Source organism: Pseudomonas cremoricolorata (assembly GCF_000759535.1).
GTDB lineage: Bacteria > Pseudomonadota > Gammaproteobacteria > Pseudomonadales > Pseudomonadaceae > Aquipseudomonas > Aquipseudomonas cremoricolorata_A.
This window is the reverse complement of the sequence record NZ_CP009455.1, coordinates 2,126,490-2,144,879: the sequence shown is the minus strand read 5'-3', so window position 1 is coordinate 2,144,879 and position 18,390 is coordinate 2,126,490. Positions and strand designations below refer to the sequence as shown.

General features: G+C 62.6%; 22 protein-coding genes. 12 read left to right on the top strand and 10 right to left on the bottom strand.

Features of this window, described 5'->3' with window-relative positions:
- Positions 1 to 148: 148 nt before the first annotated feature.
- Positions 149 to 736, top strand: a complete 588-nt coding sequence (locus LK03_RS09365; RefSeq protein WP_038412074.1) for a TMEM165/GDT1 family protein — start codon at positions 149 to 151, stop codon at positions 734 to 736.
- Between the two features lie 55 nt (positions 737 to 791).
- On the opposite strand, the gene LK03_RS09360 is transcribed toward LK03_RS09365, so the two are convergent.
- From LK03_RS09360 to LK03_RS09345, 4 genes are all read right to left on the bottom strand, one after another.
- Positions 792 to 1,607, bottom strand: coding sequence for a M48 family metallopeptidase (locus LK03_RS09360; RefSeq protein ID WP_038412073.1), 816 nt, complete (start codon positions 1,605 to 1,607; stop codon positions 792 to 794).
- Positions 1,608 to 1,695: 88 nt separating this feature from the next.
- The gene (locus tag LK03_RS09355; RefSeq protein ID WP_038412072.1) at positions 1,696 to 2,316 is read right to left on the bottom strand and encodes an SOS response-associated peptidase; all 621 of its coding nucleotides are present in this window, start codon (positions 2,314 to 2,316) and stop codon (positions 1,696 to 1,698) included.
- A gap of 15 nt (positions 2,317 to 2,331) precedes the next feature.
- Entirely contained in the window at positions 2,332 to 2,592 is a 261-nt protein-coding gene (locus LK03_RS09350; protein WP_038412071.1) for a putative signal transducing protein, read from the bottom strand.
- Positions 2,592 to 2,777, bottom strand: coding sequence for a CPXCG motif-containing cysteine-rich protein (locus tag LK03_RS09345; protein WP_038412070.1), 186 nt, complete (start codon positions 2,775 to 2,777; stop codon positions 2,592 to 2,594). Before LK03_RS09345 ends, LK03_RS09350 begins: the two co-directional genes overlap by 1 nt.
- Before the next feature lie 125 nt (positions 2,778 to 2,902).
- Here LK03_RS09345 and LK03_RS09340 point away from each other — a divergent pair, with 125 nt between their 5' ends.
- Both LK03_RS09340 and LK03_RS09335 read left to right on the top strand, forming a co-directional pair.
- Positions 2,903 to 4,072 (top strand): lysophospholipid acyltransferase family protein, encoded by a 1,170-nt coding sequence (locus LK03_RS09340; protein ID WP_038412069.1) that lies wholly within the window; start codon positions 2,903 to 2,905, stop codon positions 4,070 to 4,072.
- A gap of 111 nt (positions 4,073 to 4,183) precedes the next feature.
- Entirely contained in the window at positions 4,184 to 4,390 is a 207-nt protein-coding gene (locus tag LK03_RS09335) for a hypothetical protein (RefSeq protein ID WP_038412068.1), read from the top strand.
- A 54-nt stretch (positions 4,391 to 4,444) separates the two neighbouring features.
- Here LK03_RS09335 and LK03_RS09330 read toward each other — a convergent pair whose 3' ends face one another.
- Positions 4,445 to 5,029 (bottom strand): YajG family lipoprotein, encoded by a 585-nt coding sequence (locus LK03_RS09330; RefSeq protein WP_028696358.1) that lies wholly within the window; start codon positions 5,027 to 5,029, stop codon positions 4,445 to 4,447.
- Between the two features lie 144 nt (positions 5,030 to 5,173).
- Between LK03_RS09330 and LK03_RS09325 the strand changes: the two genes are divergently transcribed.
- Together LK03_RS09325 and mqo are read left to right on the top strand one after the other, a co-directional pair.
- Positions 5,174 to 5,407 carry a hypothetical protein gene (locus LK03_RS09325; protein WP_038412067.1) on the top strand — a complete coding sequence of 78 codons (234 nt, stop codon included), beginning with the start codon at positions 5,174 to 5,176 and terminating at the stop codon, positions 5,405 to 5,407.
- A 615-nt stretch (positions 5,408 to 6,022) separates the two neighbouring features.
- A complete protein-coding gene (gene mqo, locus LK03_RS09320; RefSeq protein WP_038412066.1) occupies positions 6,023 to 7,528 on the top strand; it encodes a malate dehydrogenase (quinone) in 1,506 nt (501 codons plus the stop codon).
- Between the two features lie 57 nt (positions 7,529 to 7,585).
- On the opposite strand, the gene LK03_RS09315 is transcribed toward mqo, so the two are convergent.
- The 3 genes from LK03_RS09315 to LK03_RS09305 form a co-directional block, all read right to left on the bottom strand.
- On the bottom strand, positions 7,586 to 7,876 hold the full coding sequence (locus tag LK03_RS09315; RefSeq protein WP_038412065.1) for a PA4642 family protein: 291 nt from the start codon (positions 7,874 to 7,876) through the stop codon (positions 7,586 to 7,588).
- Between the two features lie 69 nt (positions 7,877 to 7,945).
- Entirely contained in the window at positions 7,946 to 8,416 is a 471-nt protein-coding gene (locus LK03_RS09310; RefSeq protein WP_038412064.1) for a hypothetical protein, read from the bottom strand.
- An 83-nt stretch (positions 8,417 to 8,499) separates the two neighbouring features.
- Entirely contained in the window at positions 8,500 to 9,057 is a 558-nt protein-coding gene (locus LK03_RS09305) for a hypoxanthine-guanine phosphoribosyltransferase (RefSeq protein ID WP_038412063.1), read from the bottom strand.
- A gap of 165 nt (positions 9,058 to 9,222) precedes the next feature.
- Here LK03_RS09305 and upp point away from each other — a divergent pair, with 165 nt between their 5' ends.
- A complete protein-coding gene (gene upp, locus LK03_RS09300) occupies positions 9,223 to 9,861 on the top strand; it encodes a uracil phosphoribosyltransferase (RefSeq protein WP_038412062.1) in 639 nt (212 codons plus the stop codon).
- Positions 9,862 to 9,863: 2 nt separating this feature from the next.
- Positions 9,864 to 11,138, top strand: a complete 1,275-nt coding sequence (locus LK03_RS09295) for a uracil-xanthine permease family protein (protein WP_038412061.1) — start codon at positions 9,864 to 9,866, stop codon at positions 11,136 to 11,138.
- A 61-nt stretch (positions 11,139 to 11,199) separates the two neighbouring features.
- On the opposite strand, the gene hemH is transcribed toward LK03_RS09295, so the two are convergent.
- Together hemH and LK03_RS09285 are read right to left on the bottom strand one after the other, a co-directional pair.
- Positions 11,200 to 12,216 carry a ferrochelatase gene (hemH, locus tag LK03_RS09290; protein ID WP_038412060.1) on the bottom strand — a complete coding sequence of 339 codons (1,017 nt, stop codon included), beginning with the start codon at positions 12,214 to 12,216 and terminating at the stop codon, positions 11,200 to 11,202.
- Positions 12,217 to 12,229: 13 nt separating this feature from the next.
- Positions 12,230 to 13,135, bottom strand: coding sequence for a TIGR01777 family oxidoreductase (locus tag LK03_RS09285; protein WP_038412059.1), 906 nt, complete (start codon positions 13,133 to 13,135; stop codon positions 12,230 to 12,232).
- 188 nt (positions 13,136 to 13,323) lie between these two features.
- On the opposite strand from LK03_RS09285, the gene LK03_RS09280 reads away from it, so the two are divergent.
- The 5 genes from LK03_RS09280 to LK03_RS09260 all read left to right on the top strand — a co-directional run bounded on the left by LK03_RS09280 (position 13,324) and on the right by LK03_RS09260 (position 18,383).
- Entirely contained in the window at positions 13,324 to 14,310 is a 987-nt protein-coding gene (locus LK03_RS09280; RefSeq protein ID WP_038412058.1) for an NAD(P)/FAD-dependent oxidoreductase, read from the top strand.
- 92 nt (positions 14,311 to 14,402) lie between these two features.
- A complete protein-coding gene (locus LK03_RS09275; protein ID WP_038412057.1) occupies positions 14,403 to 15,371 on the top strand; it encodes a YbgA family protein in 969 nt (322 codons plus the stop codon).
- Positions 15,361 to 16,233 (top strand): MerR family transcriptional regulator, encoded by an 873-nt coding sequence (locus LK03_RS09270; RefSeq protein WP_038412056.1) that lies wholly within the window; start codon positions 15,361 to 15,363, stop codon positions 16,231 to 16,233. The genes LK03_RS09275 and LK03_RS09270 overlap by 11 nt, the downstream gene beginning before the upstream one ends.
- Before the next feature lie 29 nt (positions 16,234 to 16,262).
- On the top strand, positions 16,263 to 17,681 hold the full coding sequence (gene phrB, locus LK03_RS09265; RefSeq protein WP_038412055.1) for a deoxyribodipyrimidine photo-lyase: 1,419 nt from the start codon (positions 16,263 to 16,265) through the stop codon (positions 17,679 to 17,681).
- 21 nt (positions 17,682 to 17,702) lie between these two features.
- Positions 17,703 to 18,383 (top strand): SDR family NAD(P)-dependent oxidoreductase, encoded by a 681-nt coding sequence (locus tag LK03_RS09260; RefSeq protein ID WP_038412054.1) that lies wholly within the window; start codon positions 17,703 to 17,705, stop codon positions 18,381 to 18,383.
- Positions 18,384 to 18,390: the final 7 nt, after the last annotated feature.

Here is an 18,390-nt window from a genome sequence, read left to right as displayed (position 1 = left end):
TGCTTGGTCCACCGACCATGGCGCGTGCGACCCGAGGACCCGCGCAGACGGGTCCGGGGTTTGACAAGACCTATGACACGCACACCTTACCCGGGGCGGGGAGGTCGTTCGTGTCATAGCCGTGTCGACCCGCCCCTTAGGAACCCTGATGCTGGAATCCCTGCTGGTCCCCACCGCCATCGTTGCCCTCGCCGAAATCGGCGACAAGACACAATTGCTCGCGCTCATTCTCGCTGCCCGCTTCCGCAAGCCGTGGCCGATCATCGCCGGTATCGTCGCCGCCACCCTGGCCAACCACGCCGCAGCCGGTGCGGTCGGTGCGTGGGTGAGCGGCTTCTTCACCGAGTCGGTGCTGCACTGGATTCTCGCCGCAAGCTTCACCGCCACAGCTCTGTGGACCCTGGTGCCGGACAAGATGGACGATGACGAGGCCAGCAATGCGCGGCGTTTCGGACCGTTCCTGACCACCCTGATCGCCTTCTTCCTCGCGGAAATCGGCGACAAGACCCAAGTGGCGACGGTGATGCTGGCAGCGCAGTACCCGCACCTGATCATGGTGATCATCGGCACCACGCTGGGCATGCTGATCGCCAACGTGCCGGTGGTGCTGGCCGGCAACTTCGCCGCCGACAAACTGCCATTGGCGCTGATTCGTCGCCTGGCTGCCGCAGCATTCTTCGTGCTGGCGGTGGTGGCGGTGTATTCGGCGATGAAAACCAGTGGGTGGATCGGCTGATAACGCCGATCTAGAGGAGGTTCGCAAGCCTGCCAGGCAGGCTTGCGGGCAACGCTTACTTCTTCGCAGCCTGATACAGCGGCATGACCTTCGGAATCGCCGCTTCCAGCGCCGCGATACGGCTTTGCGAGGCCGGGTGAGTGCTCATCCACTCAGGCGGCGCGCCCTCGGAGGCCTTGCTCATCTTGTTCCACAAGGTGATTGCGGCATTCGGGTCGTAACCGGCACGGGCCGACAGCTCGAGGCCTAAAAGGTCGGCTTCGTTCTCGTTGGCGCGGCTGTTGGGCAGGGTCATGGCGTAGTTGACCACGGTGTCGGCCAGGGCCAGACCGCCCTCACCCAGGCCCAGCAGCGCACCGGCGCCGTTGCGCGCCATCTGCACGCCATAGGCCTTGGACATTGCCTCGCGACCATGCTCGCGCAGCGCGTGGGCGATTTCATGGCCCATCACCGCCGCGATTTCGGCATCGGTGAGCTTGAGTTTGTCGATCAGCCCGGTGTAGACGATGATCTTGCCGCCGGGGCCGCAGTTGGCATTGAGCTCATCGCTCTTGATGACGTTGACTTCCCATTTCCACTGCGCCGAATCAGGCCGCAGCTTGGGCGCCTGGGCGATCAGGCGGTCGGCGATGGCCTGCACGCGACGAGCATCGGCACCACTCTTCTCCAGCGCACCCTTGCTAGACGCCTCGCTCAGCGTCTTCTGGTACGACTGGGCGTACATCTGGTTGACCTCGTCGGTCGACAGCATGCTGAACATGTACTGCTTACGGTGCACGCCAACCGAATCACCACTGGTGGTGTTGACGGCCTGGCAGCCGCCGAGCAGCACGCTCGCGCTGAGCAGGCTGACGATAAATTGCTTACGCATGGAAACGCTCCTTTTTACACGCCGCGTATCCTAGGCGCACAGGCCGGCCCGGCGCTAGAGGCAGGTGAAGATGTATGTGACACGCTACTCAGGCTGGCGTGAGGCACTCCGGCGCATCCAGCTTGGGATCATTGACCAGGTTGGCGAGCACTCGTTCGCGCAGGGTCGCAGGCGGGCTGGCCAATAATTCCTGCAGACGTGCCAGCGGCGTTTGCGGGTCGAGCCAGGCCTCTTGGCCGGCGGCGTCGAGTATCAGCGGCCGGCGTTGGCTCATCGCTGCCTGGGTCACCATCGCGCAACTGAGCCACACCTGTTCCTGCACCGGATACTCCTCCCACAGCGCTGCGAAGAACAGCGTCGCGCCCTCCCCCTGGGTCAGCCAGTACGGCCGCTTGCGCGTGGTGCCGCGCCATTCGTAAAAGCCGTTGGCCGGCAGCAGGCAACGCCGCTTGCGCAGTGGCTCACGGAACATTGGCTGCTCGGCCAGGGTTTCACTGCGGGCATGGGCGGGCGTACGCGAGAGGTCGGTGAGCCAGGCCGGGGTCAGCCCCCAGCGCGCCCGGGCCAGCTGCGTGACGCCGTCCAGGCGGCGCTGGATCAGCACCGAGGCGCCGGGCGAGATGTTCCATTGCGCGCGCTGGTCGGCCGGAAAGCCGGGCAAGGCGGCGAATGCTGGCGTCCAGCGAAATAGGGCGTAGCGTCCAGACATGGGAAAATTGGCGACCTAACAAATGAGTGTGCCGGGATAGCTGTCCGGCTCGTCGCCCAAGACGGGCTGGGCGGCATTGTACGCATCGATCAGCTGGCGTGCGTAGCCGGCCTGCTCATCGGCCACTGCCAAGCCCAGCAGACCCTGAATCGGCAGCTCGCCAGCCGCGCCGACCAGATCGCGCCCGATCAGGAACACCTCGATGCCCTCATTGGCCAGCATGCCGACCAGCATCTGCGCTTCCATGAGGTTTTCCGGCTCGTAGATACGCTGCATCAGGCATCGTCCTCGCGCCTGACGTCGAGCATCCACTCCTGCCCATGCACCTGGAGAATGAACACGATCGGCTGACAGCAGACCTGGCAGTCTTCGGTATAGACCTGATCGCCCGCAGACAGGTCGACCAGCGTCTGTACATGCTCGCCACAGTAAGGACAATCGTACGACTCCTCTTCCAGCATCGCGGTCTCCCCTTGGAGTTGTGCGTATAATCGCCGTTCTGTTCGCAGGAACCGCCGGTGGCCGAACCGTTTCTCGGCACCCACCCTGCCTTTATCACCTTAGCCGTTTCCAACAAGAGAGCATGATGGGCGAATTCGATGCCATCCGACCCTACGACGACGCTGAAGTACCCGCCGTTCTCGCGCGCCTGCTCAGCGACCCGGCGTTTCTGGATATCCTCACCCACTACCGTTTCCCGCGCGCCGCGAGCCTGTTCGGCTGGCTGCTCAAGCCGCTGATCGCGCGCAAGCTGCGCCAGCAGTTCGCCGGCGTCAGCTGTGTGTCGACCTTGCAGGACAAGGTCGAGTACTACGTCGACCGCACCATCGACAAGGCCACCGACGGCGTCACCTACACCGGTGTCGAACAGCTCAAGTCCGGCACGCCGTACCTGTTCTTCGCCAACCACCGCGACATCGTCATGGACCCGGCCTTCGTCAACTATGCGGTGTACCACGCCGGCCTGCCGACACCACGTATTGCCATCGGCGACAACCTGCTGCAAAAGCCCTTCGTCAGCGACATGATGCGCCTGAACAAAAGCTTCATCGTGCACCGCTCACTGACCGGTCGGCGGGAAAAACTCGCTGCCTACCAGCAGCTGTCAGCCTACATCAACCACTCGATCCGCGAAGATGGCGCCTCTATCTGGATCGCCCAGGCCGAAGGCCGTGCCAAGGACGGTGACGACCGCACCGAATCGGCGATCCTCAAGATGTTCCACATGAGCCGCAAGGACGAGCCATTCGGTGCAGTGATCCAGAGTCTGAACCTGATTCCGGTGACCATCAGCTACGAATACGACCCGTGCGACCTGGCCAAGGCTCGCGAGCTGTACATTCGCGCCACCACCGGCAGCTACACCAAGGCGCCGGGCGAAGACGACAAGAGTATCGCCTTGGGCATTACCGGCTACAAAGGCCGCGTGCACATCCACTTCGCCCCGCCGGTCACCACCTACCACGACGACACCAAGCAACTGGCCCAGGCCATCGATCAGCAGATTCTGGCCGGCTATCGCTTGTTCCCCGTGCATTACCTCGCCTATGCCATGTGGGCGGACAAGGACGACTCGCTGCAGGTGCCCAGTGCCGAGCAGGTGTTCCCGCGCGATGAGCTGGACAAGGCCAAGGCGCAGTGGCAGAGCCGTCTGGATGCCTGTCCGGCCGAGCAACGGCCGTACCTGGTGCTGCAATATGCAACACCGGTGCGCAACCAGTATCAGGTCAAGCGTCAGAGTGACGTGCTGGGCTGAGGCGGGCGAACGCCCCGGTCGTTGCGACCGGGGTGGGTAAATTTCTGCTGTCACACGCTCGTCATTGTCAGGGGGCACGCTAGCGGCCCTTCCTCACAACGGAGTGTGACCATGCTGCATGCCCAGAATCAGGACTGTCTGTACCTGATTGCCCCAAGCGATGAACAACAGGCGCTGATCGACGGTTTCGCCATCAACGTGCAGGACCGTCAGTGGCTGGTGTATTGCGCCCTGGGCGGGCACAGCCACCGCGATTTGCCGGAAGTCGACCTGCTGACCGGCATCAGTGTGCTCGACCTGCATACCGAAGCTGCATGAAGTCGCCGCGAACCGGTGTGGTTCGCGGCTGCGCATCGGCGTTCGACGGACCGATTACTGGCCCAGCACCTGGCCGATGCTCTGGTCCTTGAACAGTCGAGTCAGCGCATCGCTCAACACATCGCTGACCAGCTTGTTGTTGGTTTCCTGATTGGGCGCCATGCCGAAGCGCTGGTCGAGGGACGCGCCGTAGCGGCCACTGTAGGTACGACCGCCATTGGCCACGTCAGCACGGAAGGTGGCGCCGATGGTCGCCTCGGTGACGTACATTTTGTCCTTGGGCGACTGATACTTCAGCTCAGCCAGGGTCACGGTCAGCTTCGGGGCATTGTAGGCGTTGCCGGTCGGGGTAAAGCCGAGCAGGCGCACCGCGGCCTCGGCCTGGGCTTGCAGCTTGGGCACCACCTCGTTGCCACTGACGCTGATGGTGCTGGTTTCCGGATACATGCCGCCACGGGTACCGAGCGAAGGCGATGGACGACCGTCGACCACGCGCACCACCACCGGCTGGCCGTGCCCGACCGGCGCCAGTTGCGCATTGATCTTGGGCTGCGGGGTTAGCTGCTGCGGACTGTGGGCACACCCGGCAAGGCCCAGGCCCGCCACCGCGATCAAACCGAACACCAGACGTTGCAACATGCGCATTTCTCCAGAAAAAGCCGCAAAGGCGTCGAGTATACCCAGCCCTTGAAGCGCCAGCCATCGGCCCGACGCGCTTGTCACATTGGTTTAACCGGGTGGGGCTAGCCTTGCTCGCAGTCGCCTCCCTCTAGGAACTCTGCCATGGCCTCGTTCTGGACCCTGCTGCTGCAACGCCCGCGCCACCGCACCTACGCCCGCCTGGATGGTCAAGGTCGCTGCCTGGCGTTCAAGACCTGCGCCGGCCGACCGGAACACGGCATCTGGGTCGAGGTCAGCGAGCAACGTCTGGCCTGGCTGGGCCAGCCACTGCCGCAAAGCGCACGCCTTCGTCGCAGCGCGGGCAACCGCTGGCAGGGACGCAGCGTTCCGGCCTGACCAAGGGCAGAAGAAATTCCCGCCAAGGGGGACTTTTCTCCCCGCGACCTGGCTATAATCTGGCCCCGATTATAAGGACGTCTCCTGATCGGGCCCCCGCATCCGCCGCCTCACCCCGGCACGTTCACCGCCTCGCCCACAGAGAGCCTTCCACTCAGGTCTTGCCCCGGCAGTCGCCCACCCTCACTGGCGCCTGGCTGGCATGAACCTGCGGGTTGTCTGCGCACAGCCTGCTTTTGAGGTTCACGTCTCCAAAAGAGCGTGAAAAACGGGTTATTACAACTTCACAAGAGTGTGGCGAGCAATGAACAGTCTGGCATGTGTAAATGCGACGCAAGTGTCTCCAACAGCGCCGAACGCACGGCGATCCTACCGCTCTAAGGCCGGTATGAACGCCGCTGCATAGCTCAATCCTGACACCTTGACCATAAGTCGAATTGCCGCAGGCAGGGCAAACAGCGTTCAATAGGCGAACGTGAAGGCTTAATGGCGGTGTCCGCGAGCGATGCACGAACTGCAAAACGTCGGACATGGCGTACCTGGGCTTCGTTGAACACAACACCCGGGGAATCCTGTGCTGTCAATTAGGTTGCTGTAGATTGTGGAGACGCGGTAATGGCGCAGAACGAATCGGTTGATGTAGTACTGGTAGGCGCGGGCATCATGAGTGCCACCCTGGCCGTACTGCTCAAGGAGCTCGACCCCAGCCTCAAGCTGGAGGTGGTCGAAGCGATGGACTCCGGAGCTGCGGAAAGCTCCAACCCCTGGAACAACGCAGGCACCGGCCACGCCGGCCTGTGCGAGCTGAACTACACACCGCAGGCCGCCGATGGCAGCATCGACATCAAGAAAGCCGTGCACATCAATACCCAGTTCGAGGTGTCTCGCCAGTTCTGGTCGTACCTGATCCGCAAGGGCAGCCTCGGCTCGCCGCGCGCCTTCATCAACCCTGTACCGCACCTGAGCTATGTCGAAGGTGACAAGGGCGTCGCCTTCCTCAAGAAGCGCTTCGAGTTGCTCAAGCAACACCACGCCTTCGCCGAGATGCAATACACCGAAGACAAGGCCGTGATGCAGCAGTGGATGCCGCTGATGATGCCCGGCCGCCCAGCCGACCAGCACATCGCCGCCACCCGCGTGATGAAGGGCACCGACGTCAACTTCGGCGCACTGACCAATCAACTGTTGGCACTGCTCGGCAAGGTGCCGGACGCGCAGGTCAAGTACAGCAAGAAGGTCACCGGCCTGCGCCGTAACGGCAGCGGCTGGAGCGTGACCATCAAGGACGTCAACAGCGGCAACAGCCGCGACGTCGACGCACGCTTCGTCTTCCTCGGCGCCGGTGGCGCGGCACTGCCGCTGCTGCAAGCCTCGGGCATCCCGGAAAGCAAGGGCTTCGGCGGCTTCCCGGTCAGCGGCCAGTGGCTGCGTTGCGACAACCCGGAAATCGTTCGCCAGCACCAGGCCAAGGTCTACAGCCAGGCCGCGGTCGGCGCGCCGCCGATGTCGGTGCCGCACCTCGACACCCGCGTGGTCGACGGCAAGACGTCGCTGTTGTTCGGCCCCTACGCCGGCTTCACCACCAAATTCCTCAAGCACGGCTCGTTCACCGATCTGCCATTCTCGGTGCGCCTGGGCAATATCGGCCCGATGCTCGCGGTGGCCCGCGACAACATGGACCTGACCAAGTACCTGGTCAGTGAAGTGATGCAGTCGATGGAACAGCGCCTGCAGTCGCTGCGCCGCTTCTACCCCGAGGCCAAAGCCGAGGACTGGCGTCTGGAAGTGGCCGGTCAACGGGTGCAGATCATCAAGAAAGACCCGAAGAAAGGCGGTGTGCTGCAATTTGGCACTGAGCTGGTCGCCGCCCAGGACGGCAGCCTGGCGGCACTGCTGGGCGCCTCCCCTGGCGCCTCGGTGACCGTGTCGATCATGCTCGACCTGATCGAGCGCTGCTTCCCCGAGCAGGCCAAAGGCGTCTGGGCCAGTAAACTGGCGGAGATTTTCCCCGCCCGTGAAAAGACCCTGGCCACCGATGCCGCGCTGTACCAGAAGATCAGCGCCGAGTGCGACGCTGCCCTGCAGATGGTCGAAACCACGCCGGCGCAGCAGTTCGCCTGAGTCGTGCGACCACAAAAAAACGCCCTTCGGGGCGTTTTTTCATTTCAGCGAAGCGACTCAGCCACGGGCGTTGTCGATGATCTCGATGTACTCGGGCGCGGTGCGCTGATCGGCAATCTGCTCGACGAAAGTCTTGCCCTCGGCATCCTTGCCATCGAGGTCGTAGCCGGCCTCGACGAAGAAACCGACGAAGCGCTGGAAGTCGTCGACACGCAATCCGCGATAGGCCTTGACCAGCTTGTGCAGCGAGGGCGAGGTCACCCCATCGGCCGGCTCGAACAGCAGGAAGGCCTTGATGTAGTCGTCGCTGATTTCGTCACCAATGATCTGCTTCTTGTCTTTGCGCATTGAAGGCTCCAGCCGCCTGATTCGGGTAATTCGAAAGGCCGGCAGTGTACCGTCCCTGCCCCGCGCGCCTCAACGCGTACGCACGGTGCCGGTGTGCAGGTCGGCCCAGATATGGCCGTTGGCATAGGTGAGGAACTGCACGTACAGGGTTTCATTGCGCAGCAGGTCCATGATCACTCGGTAGTCACTCACCGGGTAGGTCAGGGTCAGGCGGCGGTTGGCCTCGTCGTACACGGGCTTCTTCAGGCTCTTGCCGCCTTCGGCATCGAAGCTGAGCAGCACCTGGGCGATGCTCGCACCCTTGCTCAGCGGCTTGCCCTTGAGCTTGATCTGCAGGCTCGAGGTGATGGGGATCGGTTGCTGGTCGGACTGGCGCTGGGCGCCCACCACGACGGCATAGTCGGTGACCTGCAGCAATTGCTGGGCGGTCGGCGCTTGCTGACGCAGGCCTTGATCGTCAGGAGGAAGGAACTGGCTGTGAAACGGGGCCGCGGACAACGGCAGGCTGACAGCCAGCAGCAGTGGGGCAAGTGCGCGCATGTGAGGCTCCTGGGCATGAAGCGGCACTCTAGCATGCCGCTACGGCCCCGCACGCCAACCCTCTGCGGCGGATCACGCCAGCCTCACATGCCCTTGACGGCGAAAATGCCATTGGCGTTGCGCCAGTAGCCTTTGTAGTCCATGCCGTAGCCGAATATGTAGCGGTCGACGCAGGGCAGGCCCACGTAGTTGGCCTTCAGCTCAGGGCTGGCCTTGCGGTCGTGGTCCTTGTCGATCAGCACCGCGGTGTGCACGGCGCGGGCGCCGGAATGCGTGCAGAAATCGATGATGGCGCTGAGGGTGTGGCCTTCGTCGAGGATGTCGTCGACGATCAGCACGTCGCGGTCGATGAACGACACTTCCGGCTTGGCTTTCCAGAACAGCTCACCGCCGCTGGTCTGATTGCGGTAGCGGGTGGCGTGCAGGTACGAGGCTTCCAGCGGGAACTGCAGATGGGTGAGCAGCTTGCCGGCGAAGATCAGGCCACCGTTCATGACGCAGAACACCACGGGGTTCTTGTCGTGCAGGTCCTGGCAGATCTGCTGGCCGACCTTGGCGATGGCGGCTTCGACGTCTGCTTCGCTGTACAGACAATCTGCCTCGTGCATGACTTGACGGATATGCTCGAGATCGGCGGGCATGGCGCGCTCCAGGGGCTGGGAAATGGAAAAGCGGGCAAAGGTACGCATCCGTTCACCGCAGATCAAGCGAATATGCACTAACGTGCTGAATGACCGCACGACATGCCGAACCGAATCGATTAATCTAGCGCGGTTTTTTTGCCCGCCTTCCGGAGCCCTCTTTATATGCCCACGCGTGAGATCCGCCATCCGCTGATCCGTCACAAGCTCGGCCTGATGCGCCGTGCCGATATCAGCACCAAGAATTTTCGCGAACTGGCCCAGGAAATCGGCGCGCTGCTGACCTACGAAGCCACCCAGGACCTGGCCCTGGAAACCTATGAAATCGACGGCTGGTGCGGCAAGGTGCCGGTCGAGAAGATCGCCGGCAAGAAGATCACCGTGGTGCCGATCCTGCGCGCCGGTATTGGCATGCTCGACGGCGTGCTCAGCCTGATTCCGGGCGCCAAGGTCAGCGCCGTTGGCGTTGCGCGCAACGAGGAAACCCTCGAGGCGCACACCTACCTGGAAAAGCTCGCGCCGGAAATCAACCAGCGCCTGGCGCTGATCATCGATCCGATGCTGGCCACTGGCAACTCCATGGTCGCCACCATCGACCTGCTGAAGAAGGCCGGTTGCCGCGACATTCGCGCCATGGTGCTGGTGGCTGCGCCCGAAGGTATCGCCGTGGTCGAGAAGGCTCACCCGGACGTGCGCATCTTCACCGCGTCCATCGACCAGGGTCTGAACGAAGACAGCTACATCGTGCCTGGCCTGGGCGATGCGGGCGACAAGATCTTTGGCACCAAGCAGAAGGACGCCTGAGCATGCAGGACGGCTTCAACGACCCGCTTTGGCGCCAGGTCGTGTCCGGTGCGCAGATGCTTTTCGTGGCCTTCGGCGCCCTGGTGCTGATGCCACTGATCACCGGCCTCGATCCTAACGTGGCGCTGTTCACCGCTGGCCTTGGCACCTTGCTGTTCCAGCTGGTCACCGGCCGTCAGGTGCCCGTCTTCCTGGCCTCGAGCTTCGCCTTCATCACTCCGATCATTCTGGCGAAGGGTCAGTTCGGTCTGGCCGAAACCATGGGCGGCGTCATGGCCGCAGGTTTCGTCTACACCTTCATGGGCCTGATGGTGAAGATCAAAGGCACCGGCTTCATCGACCGCCTGCTGCCGCCGGTGGTGATCGGTCCGGTGATCATTTCCATCGGCCTGGCCATGGCCCCGATCGCCGCCAACATGGCGATGGGCAAGGCAGGTGACGGTTCGGCACTGATGCCGTACCAGACCGCCATGCTGATCTCCATGCCGGCCCTGCTCACCACGCTGCTGGTCGCCGTGTTCGGCAAGGGCATGTTCCGCCTCGTGCCGATCATCTCAGGAGTACTGGTCGGCTTTGCCCTGTCGTTCGCCTTCGGCGTGGTCGACACCGCGAAGATTGCCGCCGCTCCCTGGCTGGAGCTGCCCAACTTCACCGCCCCGGCATTCAACTGGCAGGCCATTCTTTTCATCGTGCCGGTCGCCCTGGCGCCGGCCATCGAACACATCGGCGGCGTCATCGCCGTCGGCAGCGTGACCGGTCGCGACTACCTGAAAAAGCCCGGCCTGCACCGCACCCTGCTCGGCGACGGCCTGGCGACCACGGCTGCCGGCCTGTTCGGCGGCCCGCCCAACACCACCTATGCCGAAGTCACCGGCGCGGTGATGCTGACCAAGAACTACAACCCGAAGATCATGACCTGGGCGGCGGTATTCGCCATCACCCTGGCCTTCATCGGCAAGTTCGGCGCCTTGCTGCAAAGCATTCCAGTGCCGGTGATGGGCGGGATTCTCTGCCTGCTGTTCGGCTCGATCGCGGCGGTGGGCATGAACACCCTGATTCGCCACCGCATCGACCTGGCCGAGGCACGCAACCTGGTGATCGTCTCGGTGACCCTGGTGTTCGGCATCGGCGGCGTGCTGATCGGCAGCGGTGACGGCCCGGACGACTGGGGCCTGAAGGGCATTGCGCTGTGCGCCGTGGTGGCGATTGCCTTGAACCTGATCCTGCCCGGCAACGACGGCTGGAAAAACAACAAGCTCGACGATCAGTTGCCGTAAGTACGCTTCGCTCAGCTAAAAACGACGAACCGGCCAATGGCCGGTTCGTCGTTTTCAGGGTTCAAGCGCGTTCGCAGAGCGTTGCCAGCACCTCGGCCCACTGCGGATCATCGTTCAGGCATGGCACCAGCACCAGTTCCTCACCCCCCGCCTCGGTGAATTGCTCGCTGCCGCGCATGCCGATCTCTTCGAGCGTCTCGATGCAGTCGGCGACGAACGCCGGGCACATGACCAGCAGCTTCTTCACCCCCGCCTTGGCCAATTCCTCAAGACGGTTTTCGGTGTAGGGCTCGATCCACTTGTCTCGGCCCAGGCGCGACTGGAACGACACCGACCATTTCCCGTCGGCAATGCCCAGGCGCTGGGCGAAGGCCTTGGCCGTGGCCTGGCACTGACCGCGATAGCACACCGCACGAACCTCGGCACTGGCTCCTGCGCAGCACTGCGCCGCACGCAGGTCATGGCCGCTACCCTTGGGCAACAGCTTTTTGATATGCCGCTCCGGTAGTCCGTGGAAGCTCAGCAACAGGTGATCGTAGCCCTGCTCGAGGTAGGGCCGCGCGCTGTTGGCGAGGGCATCGATGTAGCGTGAGTCATCGTAGAACGGTGCCAGCACGCGCATCTGCAGCGCCAGTCGCTGTTCGGCGATGGTCTGCCGCGCCTGTTCGACCACGGTGGTCACGGTGCTGTCGGCAAACTGCGGATACAGCGGCGCCAGCGTCACCTGACGCACGCCCTGGGTGGCCAGGCGCGCCAGCACTTCAGGCAAGGCAGGCTGGCCATAGCGCATGGCGATTTCCACTGGGCCATGGGGCCAGTAGGGGGTAATCGCCGCTTGCAGGCGACGGGTCAGCACGATCAGCGGCGAGCCGTCGTCCCACCAGATCGATGAATAGGCATGGGCCGACTGCTCAGGACGCTTGATCAGAATAAGCGACACCAGCAGCCGCCGCAGTGGCCACGGTAGGTCGACCACGTAGGGGTCCATCAGGAACTGGTTGAGGTAACTGCGCACATCGTCCACCGAAGTGGAGGCTGGCGACCCCAGGTTGACCAGCAGCAGGGCGTGATCGGTCATGCAGCATCCTATGTCAGAGAGCGCTGGACAGATCGTCCAGTGCCGATTGCAGATCGTTGAAGCGGAAAGTGAAACCAGCCTCCAGCAACCGTGCCGGGCGTGCCCGCTGGCCGCCCAACAGCAGCCCGGAAAGCTCGCCGAGCAGCGCCTTGAGCACGACTGCCGGCAGCGGCATGAACGCCGGGCGGTGCAGCGTTCGGCCCAGGCGCTGGCTGAACTCGCGGTTGCGTACCGGCTCCGGGGCGCAGGCATTATACGGACCGCGAGCATCGGGGTTTTGCAGCAGAAAATCGATCAGTGCCACCTGATCGGCGATATGAACCCACGGCATCCACTGCCGCCCATTACCGATCGGCCCGCCCAGGCCCAGCTTGAACGGCACGCGCAGGCGCGTCAGCAGCCCACCTTCGGCAGACAGCACCAGACCGGTGCGCACCAGCACCACGCGCAGCCCCAGCGATTCTGCGCGAAGCGCCGTTTCTTCCCAGGCGATGCACAACTGGCTGGCGAAATCCTCCTTGACCGGGGGTGACGCTTCGCTCAGCTCGCGCTCGCCGCCATCGCCGTACCAGCCCACGGCCGATCCTGAAACCAGCACGCCGGGGCGCTGCTGGCGTCGCTCCAGCCAGCCCAGCAGCTGTTCGGTGAGGGTAATGCGGCTGGCCCACAACAACGCCCGCCGAGCGCCAGTCCAGGGTCGATCGGCAATGGGCGCTCCTGCCAGGTTCACCACCGCGTCGACCCCTTCATCGGCGGCCAGTTCGTCGAGCCGGGCGATGCCGCGCACGCCAGGGCCGCAGCGTTGCGCGACCGTTTCAGGAGCGCGGCTCCAGACCGTCACACGGTATCCGTGGTCGCTCCATAGGCGACAAAGCTGCCGTCCTATCAAACCTGTACCACCGGTCAGCAATATATGCATGGCTGTGTCCTCGCGGGCTTGAGGTGTGGTCTATTTTTACGACCATGGCACTTTTTCGACGCAAACGCTCTCGGATAAACATAGGCCAAGCCATGGACCGAGCGGTATAACCTTATACACAAGTTTTGCATTGTACAGGTTTGTCCAGCGGCGTAGGCTGCCTGAAAGCATGCTGCGAAGAGGCCCACATGACAGTTCCTATTGCCATCATCGGCGCCGGTATCGCCGGCCTGTCAGCCGCTCAGGCCCTGCAGGCCGCTGGCCAGACGGTGCACATTTTCGACAAGGGCCGAGGCAGCGGCGGGCGCATGGCCAGCAAGCCAAGCGACGCCGGCGCCCTGGATCTTGGCGCGCAATACTTCACTGCTCGCGACCGACATTTCGTCGAACAGGTGCGCCAGTGGTTCGATCAAAAAACGGTCGAAGCCTGGAAGCCCCAGTTATACAACTATCGCGACGGCGTGCTCACTCCTTCGCCGGATGAACAAATCCGCTGGGTCGGCGTGCCGCGCATGAGCGCGATTACCCGCGGCATGCTTGGCGACCTCGATGTCAGCTTCGGCTGCCGTATCACCGAAGTCTTCCGCGGCCAGGAATACTGGCATCTACAGGACGCTGAAGGCTGCAGCCACGGCCCGTTCAGTCGCGTCGTGATCGCCGTTCCTGCACCGCAGGCCACGCCGCTGCTGGCCGCCGCGCCGAAACTTGCAGGCATCGCAGCCGGCGTGCAGATGGAGCCCACCTGGGCAGTCGCACTGGGTTTCGCGGAGCCCTTGAACACGCAGATGCAAGGTTGTTTCGTGCAGAACAGCCCCCTCGACTGGCTGGCCCAGAACCGTAGCAAGCCGGGCCGAGACAAGCGCCTGGACACCTGGGTGCTTCATGCCACCTCCCACTGGAGTCGACAACACATCGACCTTCCCAAAGACCAAGTGATCGACCAACTCTGGGGTGAGTTCGCCGAACTGATCGGCTGCGTGGTACCTGCCCCGACGTTTTCGGTGGCTCATCGCTGGCTGTATGCGCGTCCGGCCGGGAATCACGAATGGGGTTCGCTGGCCGATCCCGACCAAGGCGTTTACGCCTGTGGCGACTGGTGTCTGTCGGGACGCGTGGAAGGGGCATGGCTGAGCGGCCTGCACGCGGCCAAACGACTGCTGAGCCACTTCGACTGATCGGCAAACGGCAAAAATTATTGAACGAGTTCGCCGCTTTGCCGGTATTACTTGTATAAGATTTCAACCTTGTACAAGATTTGGAGGCTGCAATGACTGGGTCATTTTCCACCGGCAAGTTCCGCATTGGCATCAGTGCCTGCCTGATCGGTGAGAACGTGCGCTTCAATGCCGGTCACAAACAGTCGTCGCTGTGCCACGAACTGTTCGACGAGCACTTCGATTGGGTATCCGTGTGCCCCGAGGTTGCGATTGGCCTGGGTATCCCGCGCGAGCCCATTCGCCTGGTAGGCGATCCGGACCATCCCCGAGTGGTGGGCACCCGTGATGCAGAACAGGATTTCTCTATTCCCTTGCGCGACTACGGCGCATTCATGGCCGAGCAGTTGCACGATATCTGCGGCTATGTGTTCATGCAAAAGTCGCCTTCCTGCGGCCTGGAACGAGTGAAGGTCTACCAGAGCGGCGGCCGGCCTGCGGTCAAGGGAGGACGCGGCGCCTTTGCCGAAGCGTTCACCGCCCGGCGCCCGGATCTGCCGGTCGAGGAAGAAGGCCGCCTGCATGACCCGGTGCTTCGGGAGAACTTCATTAGCCGCGTATACGCCTATGTCGACTGGCAGCAAGTGCTTGCACAAGGTCTGACCCGTGGCGCGCTGATCGCTTTCCACTCGCGCTACAAATACCTGCTGATGGCCAACAATCCCCAGGCATATCGGGATATTGGCCGCCTGCTGGGCACACTCAAGCGTGACGATGATCCCAACGAGATCGGCGCGCGCTACTTCAGCCGCCTGATGCAGGCCCTGCGCCGTTGTGCCAGCCGTGGCACCCACAGCAATGTGCTGCAGCACCTTTCCGGGTATCTGCGCGAGTCATTGGATGCCGACGATCGCCAGGAACTGCAACAGCTGATCGAGCAGTACCACCGCGGCAGTGTACCGCTGGTGGTGCCGATGACCTTGTTCAAGCACCATCTGCGCAACCATCCGGACCCCTACCTCATGCAACAGGCCTACCTGCACCCTCACCCCGCCAAGCTTGGGCTGCGCAATGCAATCTGAACAACTGCTGCCCATTCGTGAAGTGGCGCGTCTGACCGGGGTCAATCCGGTCACCCTGCGCGCCTGGGAACGTCGCCACGGCCTGTTGTCACCGCACAGAACCGCGAAGGGTCACCGGCTCTATGCGCTCGATCAGGTCGAACGAGTGCGGGATATCCTGCACTGGTTGGCTCGCGGTGCTTCCGTGGGACAGGTGCGTGAACTGCTGGAACGCAAACCGTCGGTTGCCCCACAGGGCGACTGGGAAATGCGTTGCCAGCAGCTGACCGATGCCATCACCCAGTTATCGTCTCGAGCGCTGGACCAGCATTTCAATCAGGTCATGGCGCTGTATCCGGCGATCACCCTGTGCGAGCACCTGCTGGTGCCGCTGCTGGCGCAGCTCACCGAACGTTGGCGCCATCAGTTCAATGCACGGCTGGAACAGGTGTTCTTTTTCACTTGGCTGCGCAGCAAGCTGGGCACGAGGGTCTATCACGACAATCAATCGCTCGAAGGTGCGCCAGTGCTGATCGTGCAAGAAGAAACTGCCTCGTTCTGCGCCGACGCCTGGCTGTGCGCCTGGCTGTTGAGCAGTAGCGGACAGCCCGTGGTAGTGCTTGATCAGCCCATCGGACTGGGGCAGTTGCGTCCTGCCATTGTCCAATTGCGCCCAACGGCGGTGGTGCTGTGCGTGGGTGCGCAATTCGAACGGGCCACGCTGCTAAAGGCCCTGCACGAATCACCGATACCGATCTTGCTAGGTGGCCTGGCGGCAAGCATTCACGAGTCTGAGCTGCTGGCGCTCGACCTGCCTGCCTTGCACCTGTTCAGCAGTGCCCATGAGGCTCTGCGCCAGTTTCAGCGCTTGCGCGCCGCCTGACCTTCTACCTGCCTTTGGGACCGACTTCCATGCAATTGATCTGGCTGCGCAATGATCTGCGTATCAACGACAATACCGCCCTCACTGCCACCTGCCAGCGCGGACCGACGCTCGCGGTGTGGATCGCCAGCCCCGAGCAATGGCAGGCGCACGATGAGGCGCCTTGCAAGGTCGATTTCTGGCTGCGCAACTTGCGCGAGCTGCGCAAATCCCTCGAAGCGTTGAACATTCCCCTGCTGGTGCGCACCACGCGCACCTGGCAAGACGTGCCGCAGACCGTGCTTGAGCTATGCCAGAAGCACCAGGTCGAAGCGGTGCACTGGAACGACGACTACGGCGTCAATGAAATGCGCCGCGACCAGGCCACCCGCGAGGCGCTGCAGACCGCCGGGATTGGGGTACACAGCTACCTCGACCAGTTGCTATTCAGCCCCGGCACCATCCTCACCCGCAGCGGTGGCTATTTCCAGGTGTTCAGCCAGTTCAAGAAAGTCTGTCTCGAGCGCCTTCACGTCGGTGTGCCAAAACTGGCCGACAAGGTCACTAAACAGAAACCGCTGAAGATCAGCAGTGACGCCATACCGCGACATATCGAAGGCTTCGAGACGCCCCCGGACGCGCTACGCAAGCTCTGGCCTGCTGGCGAGCAAGAGGCGCAGACTCGTCTGCAACGTTTCGCCGATGAGTCAATCGACGACTATCACGTGGCGCGCGACCTCCCGGCACGCCCTGGCACTAGCCAGATCTCCGCCTACCTCGCTGCGGGCGTAGTGTCGCCCAGGCAATGCCTGCACGCCGCGCTGTCGAGTAACCGGGGCGAATTCGACAGCGGCAGTACCGGCGCGCAAACATGGATCGGCGAGTTGATCTGGCGCGAGTTCTACAAACACATTCTGGTCGGCTACCCCCAGGTGTCGATGCACCATGCATTTCGGGCTCACACCGAAAAACTGCAATGGCGCAAAGCGCCTAAGGAGCTTCAGGCTTGGCAGGAAGGCCGTACCGGTTTTCCGCTGATCGATGCCGCTATGCGACAACTGCTCGCCACCGGTTGGATGCACAATCGGCTGCGCATGGTGGTAGCGATGTTCCTCAGCAAGAACCTGCTGATCGACTGGCGTGAAGGCGAGCGCTTCTTCATGCGCCATCTGATCGACGGCGATCTGGCTGCAAACAACGGCGGCTGGCAGTGGAGTGCATCGACCGGCACTGATTCTGTGCCCTACTTCCGAATTTTTAATCCAGTCACGCAGTCTAAACGGTTTGATCCCGAAGGTCGGTTCATCGCCCACTGGCTTCCAGAACTTGAACGACTGGACAAGAAATCGATCCACATGCCAGTGAAATCCGCAGGTGACTTTGCTACAACTAACTACGTAAAACCGATGGTCAGTCTCGACAGTAGTCGTAAGCGCGCGCTGGAGGCGTTCAAAAGCCTCCCCCGCTGACAGAATGAGAGGGGCGGCATCTTGAATGACTCACGGCGGTTCTGGGTAACCGGAAGCACCAACGGGCTGGGCATGGCCCTGGTCGAACAACTGGTGGCGCACCAAGTGCGCGTCGCCGCAAGCGGACGCAACAATCTGCAATTCCACGCCATGGCCAGGCGCCATGGCAGCCGTCTGCTGGCGCTGCCCGGTGCACCCCATACCGGAGGGGAGTACTTGCAACAAACCTGGGGCGCGCTCGATACCCTGGTCGTCAATGCGGGCACCTGCGATTACTTGCCCGTGAACATCACCGAAAGCCAGCTGGTACACGCGGTGATAAAAACCAACATGCAAGCCTTCGAGCAGTTTCTCGAGGCCGCGCTGCCGTTGCTCGAGCAGGGTGAGCGTCCGCAGCTGGTGGTCATTCTCAACCTCTATACGGTGTCGCAGCTGTCTGATCCCAGTCTTCCGCCCTTGCCTGCCAATAGCCTGCCGTATCGACTTGAACAGCTTCGACCTCAACTGCGCCAGGTTGGCGTCGATCTAACCGTGATTACGCCTCATGGGCAGGATACGCCATGGGCAATCGACCACATCCCCGAACGCTGGACGGCGCAAACGGCAGCCAAGGAAATCCTTGGCAGATTGCCCGAACGCGAACCGGAAATAGTGCTTGAGGCGCTGGGCCTGAGGACATTGTGGCCGCTGATGTCGATCTAGTCAGCCT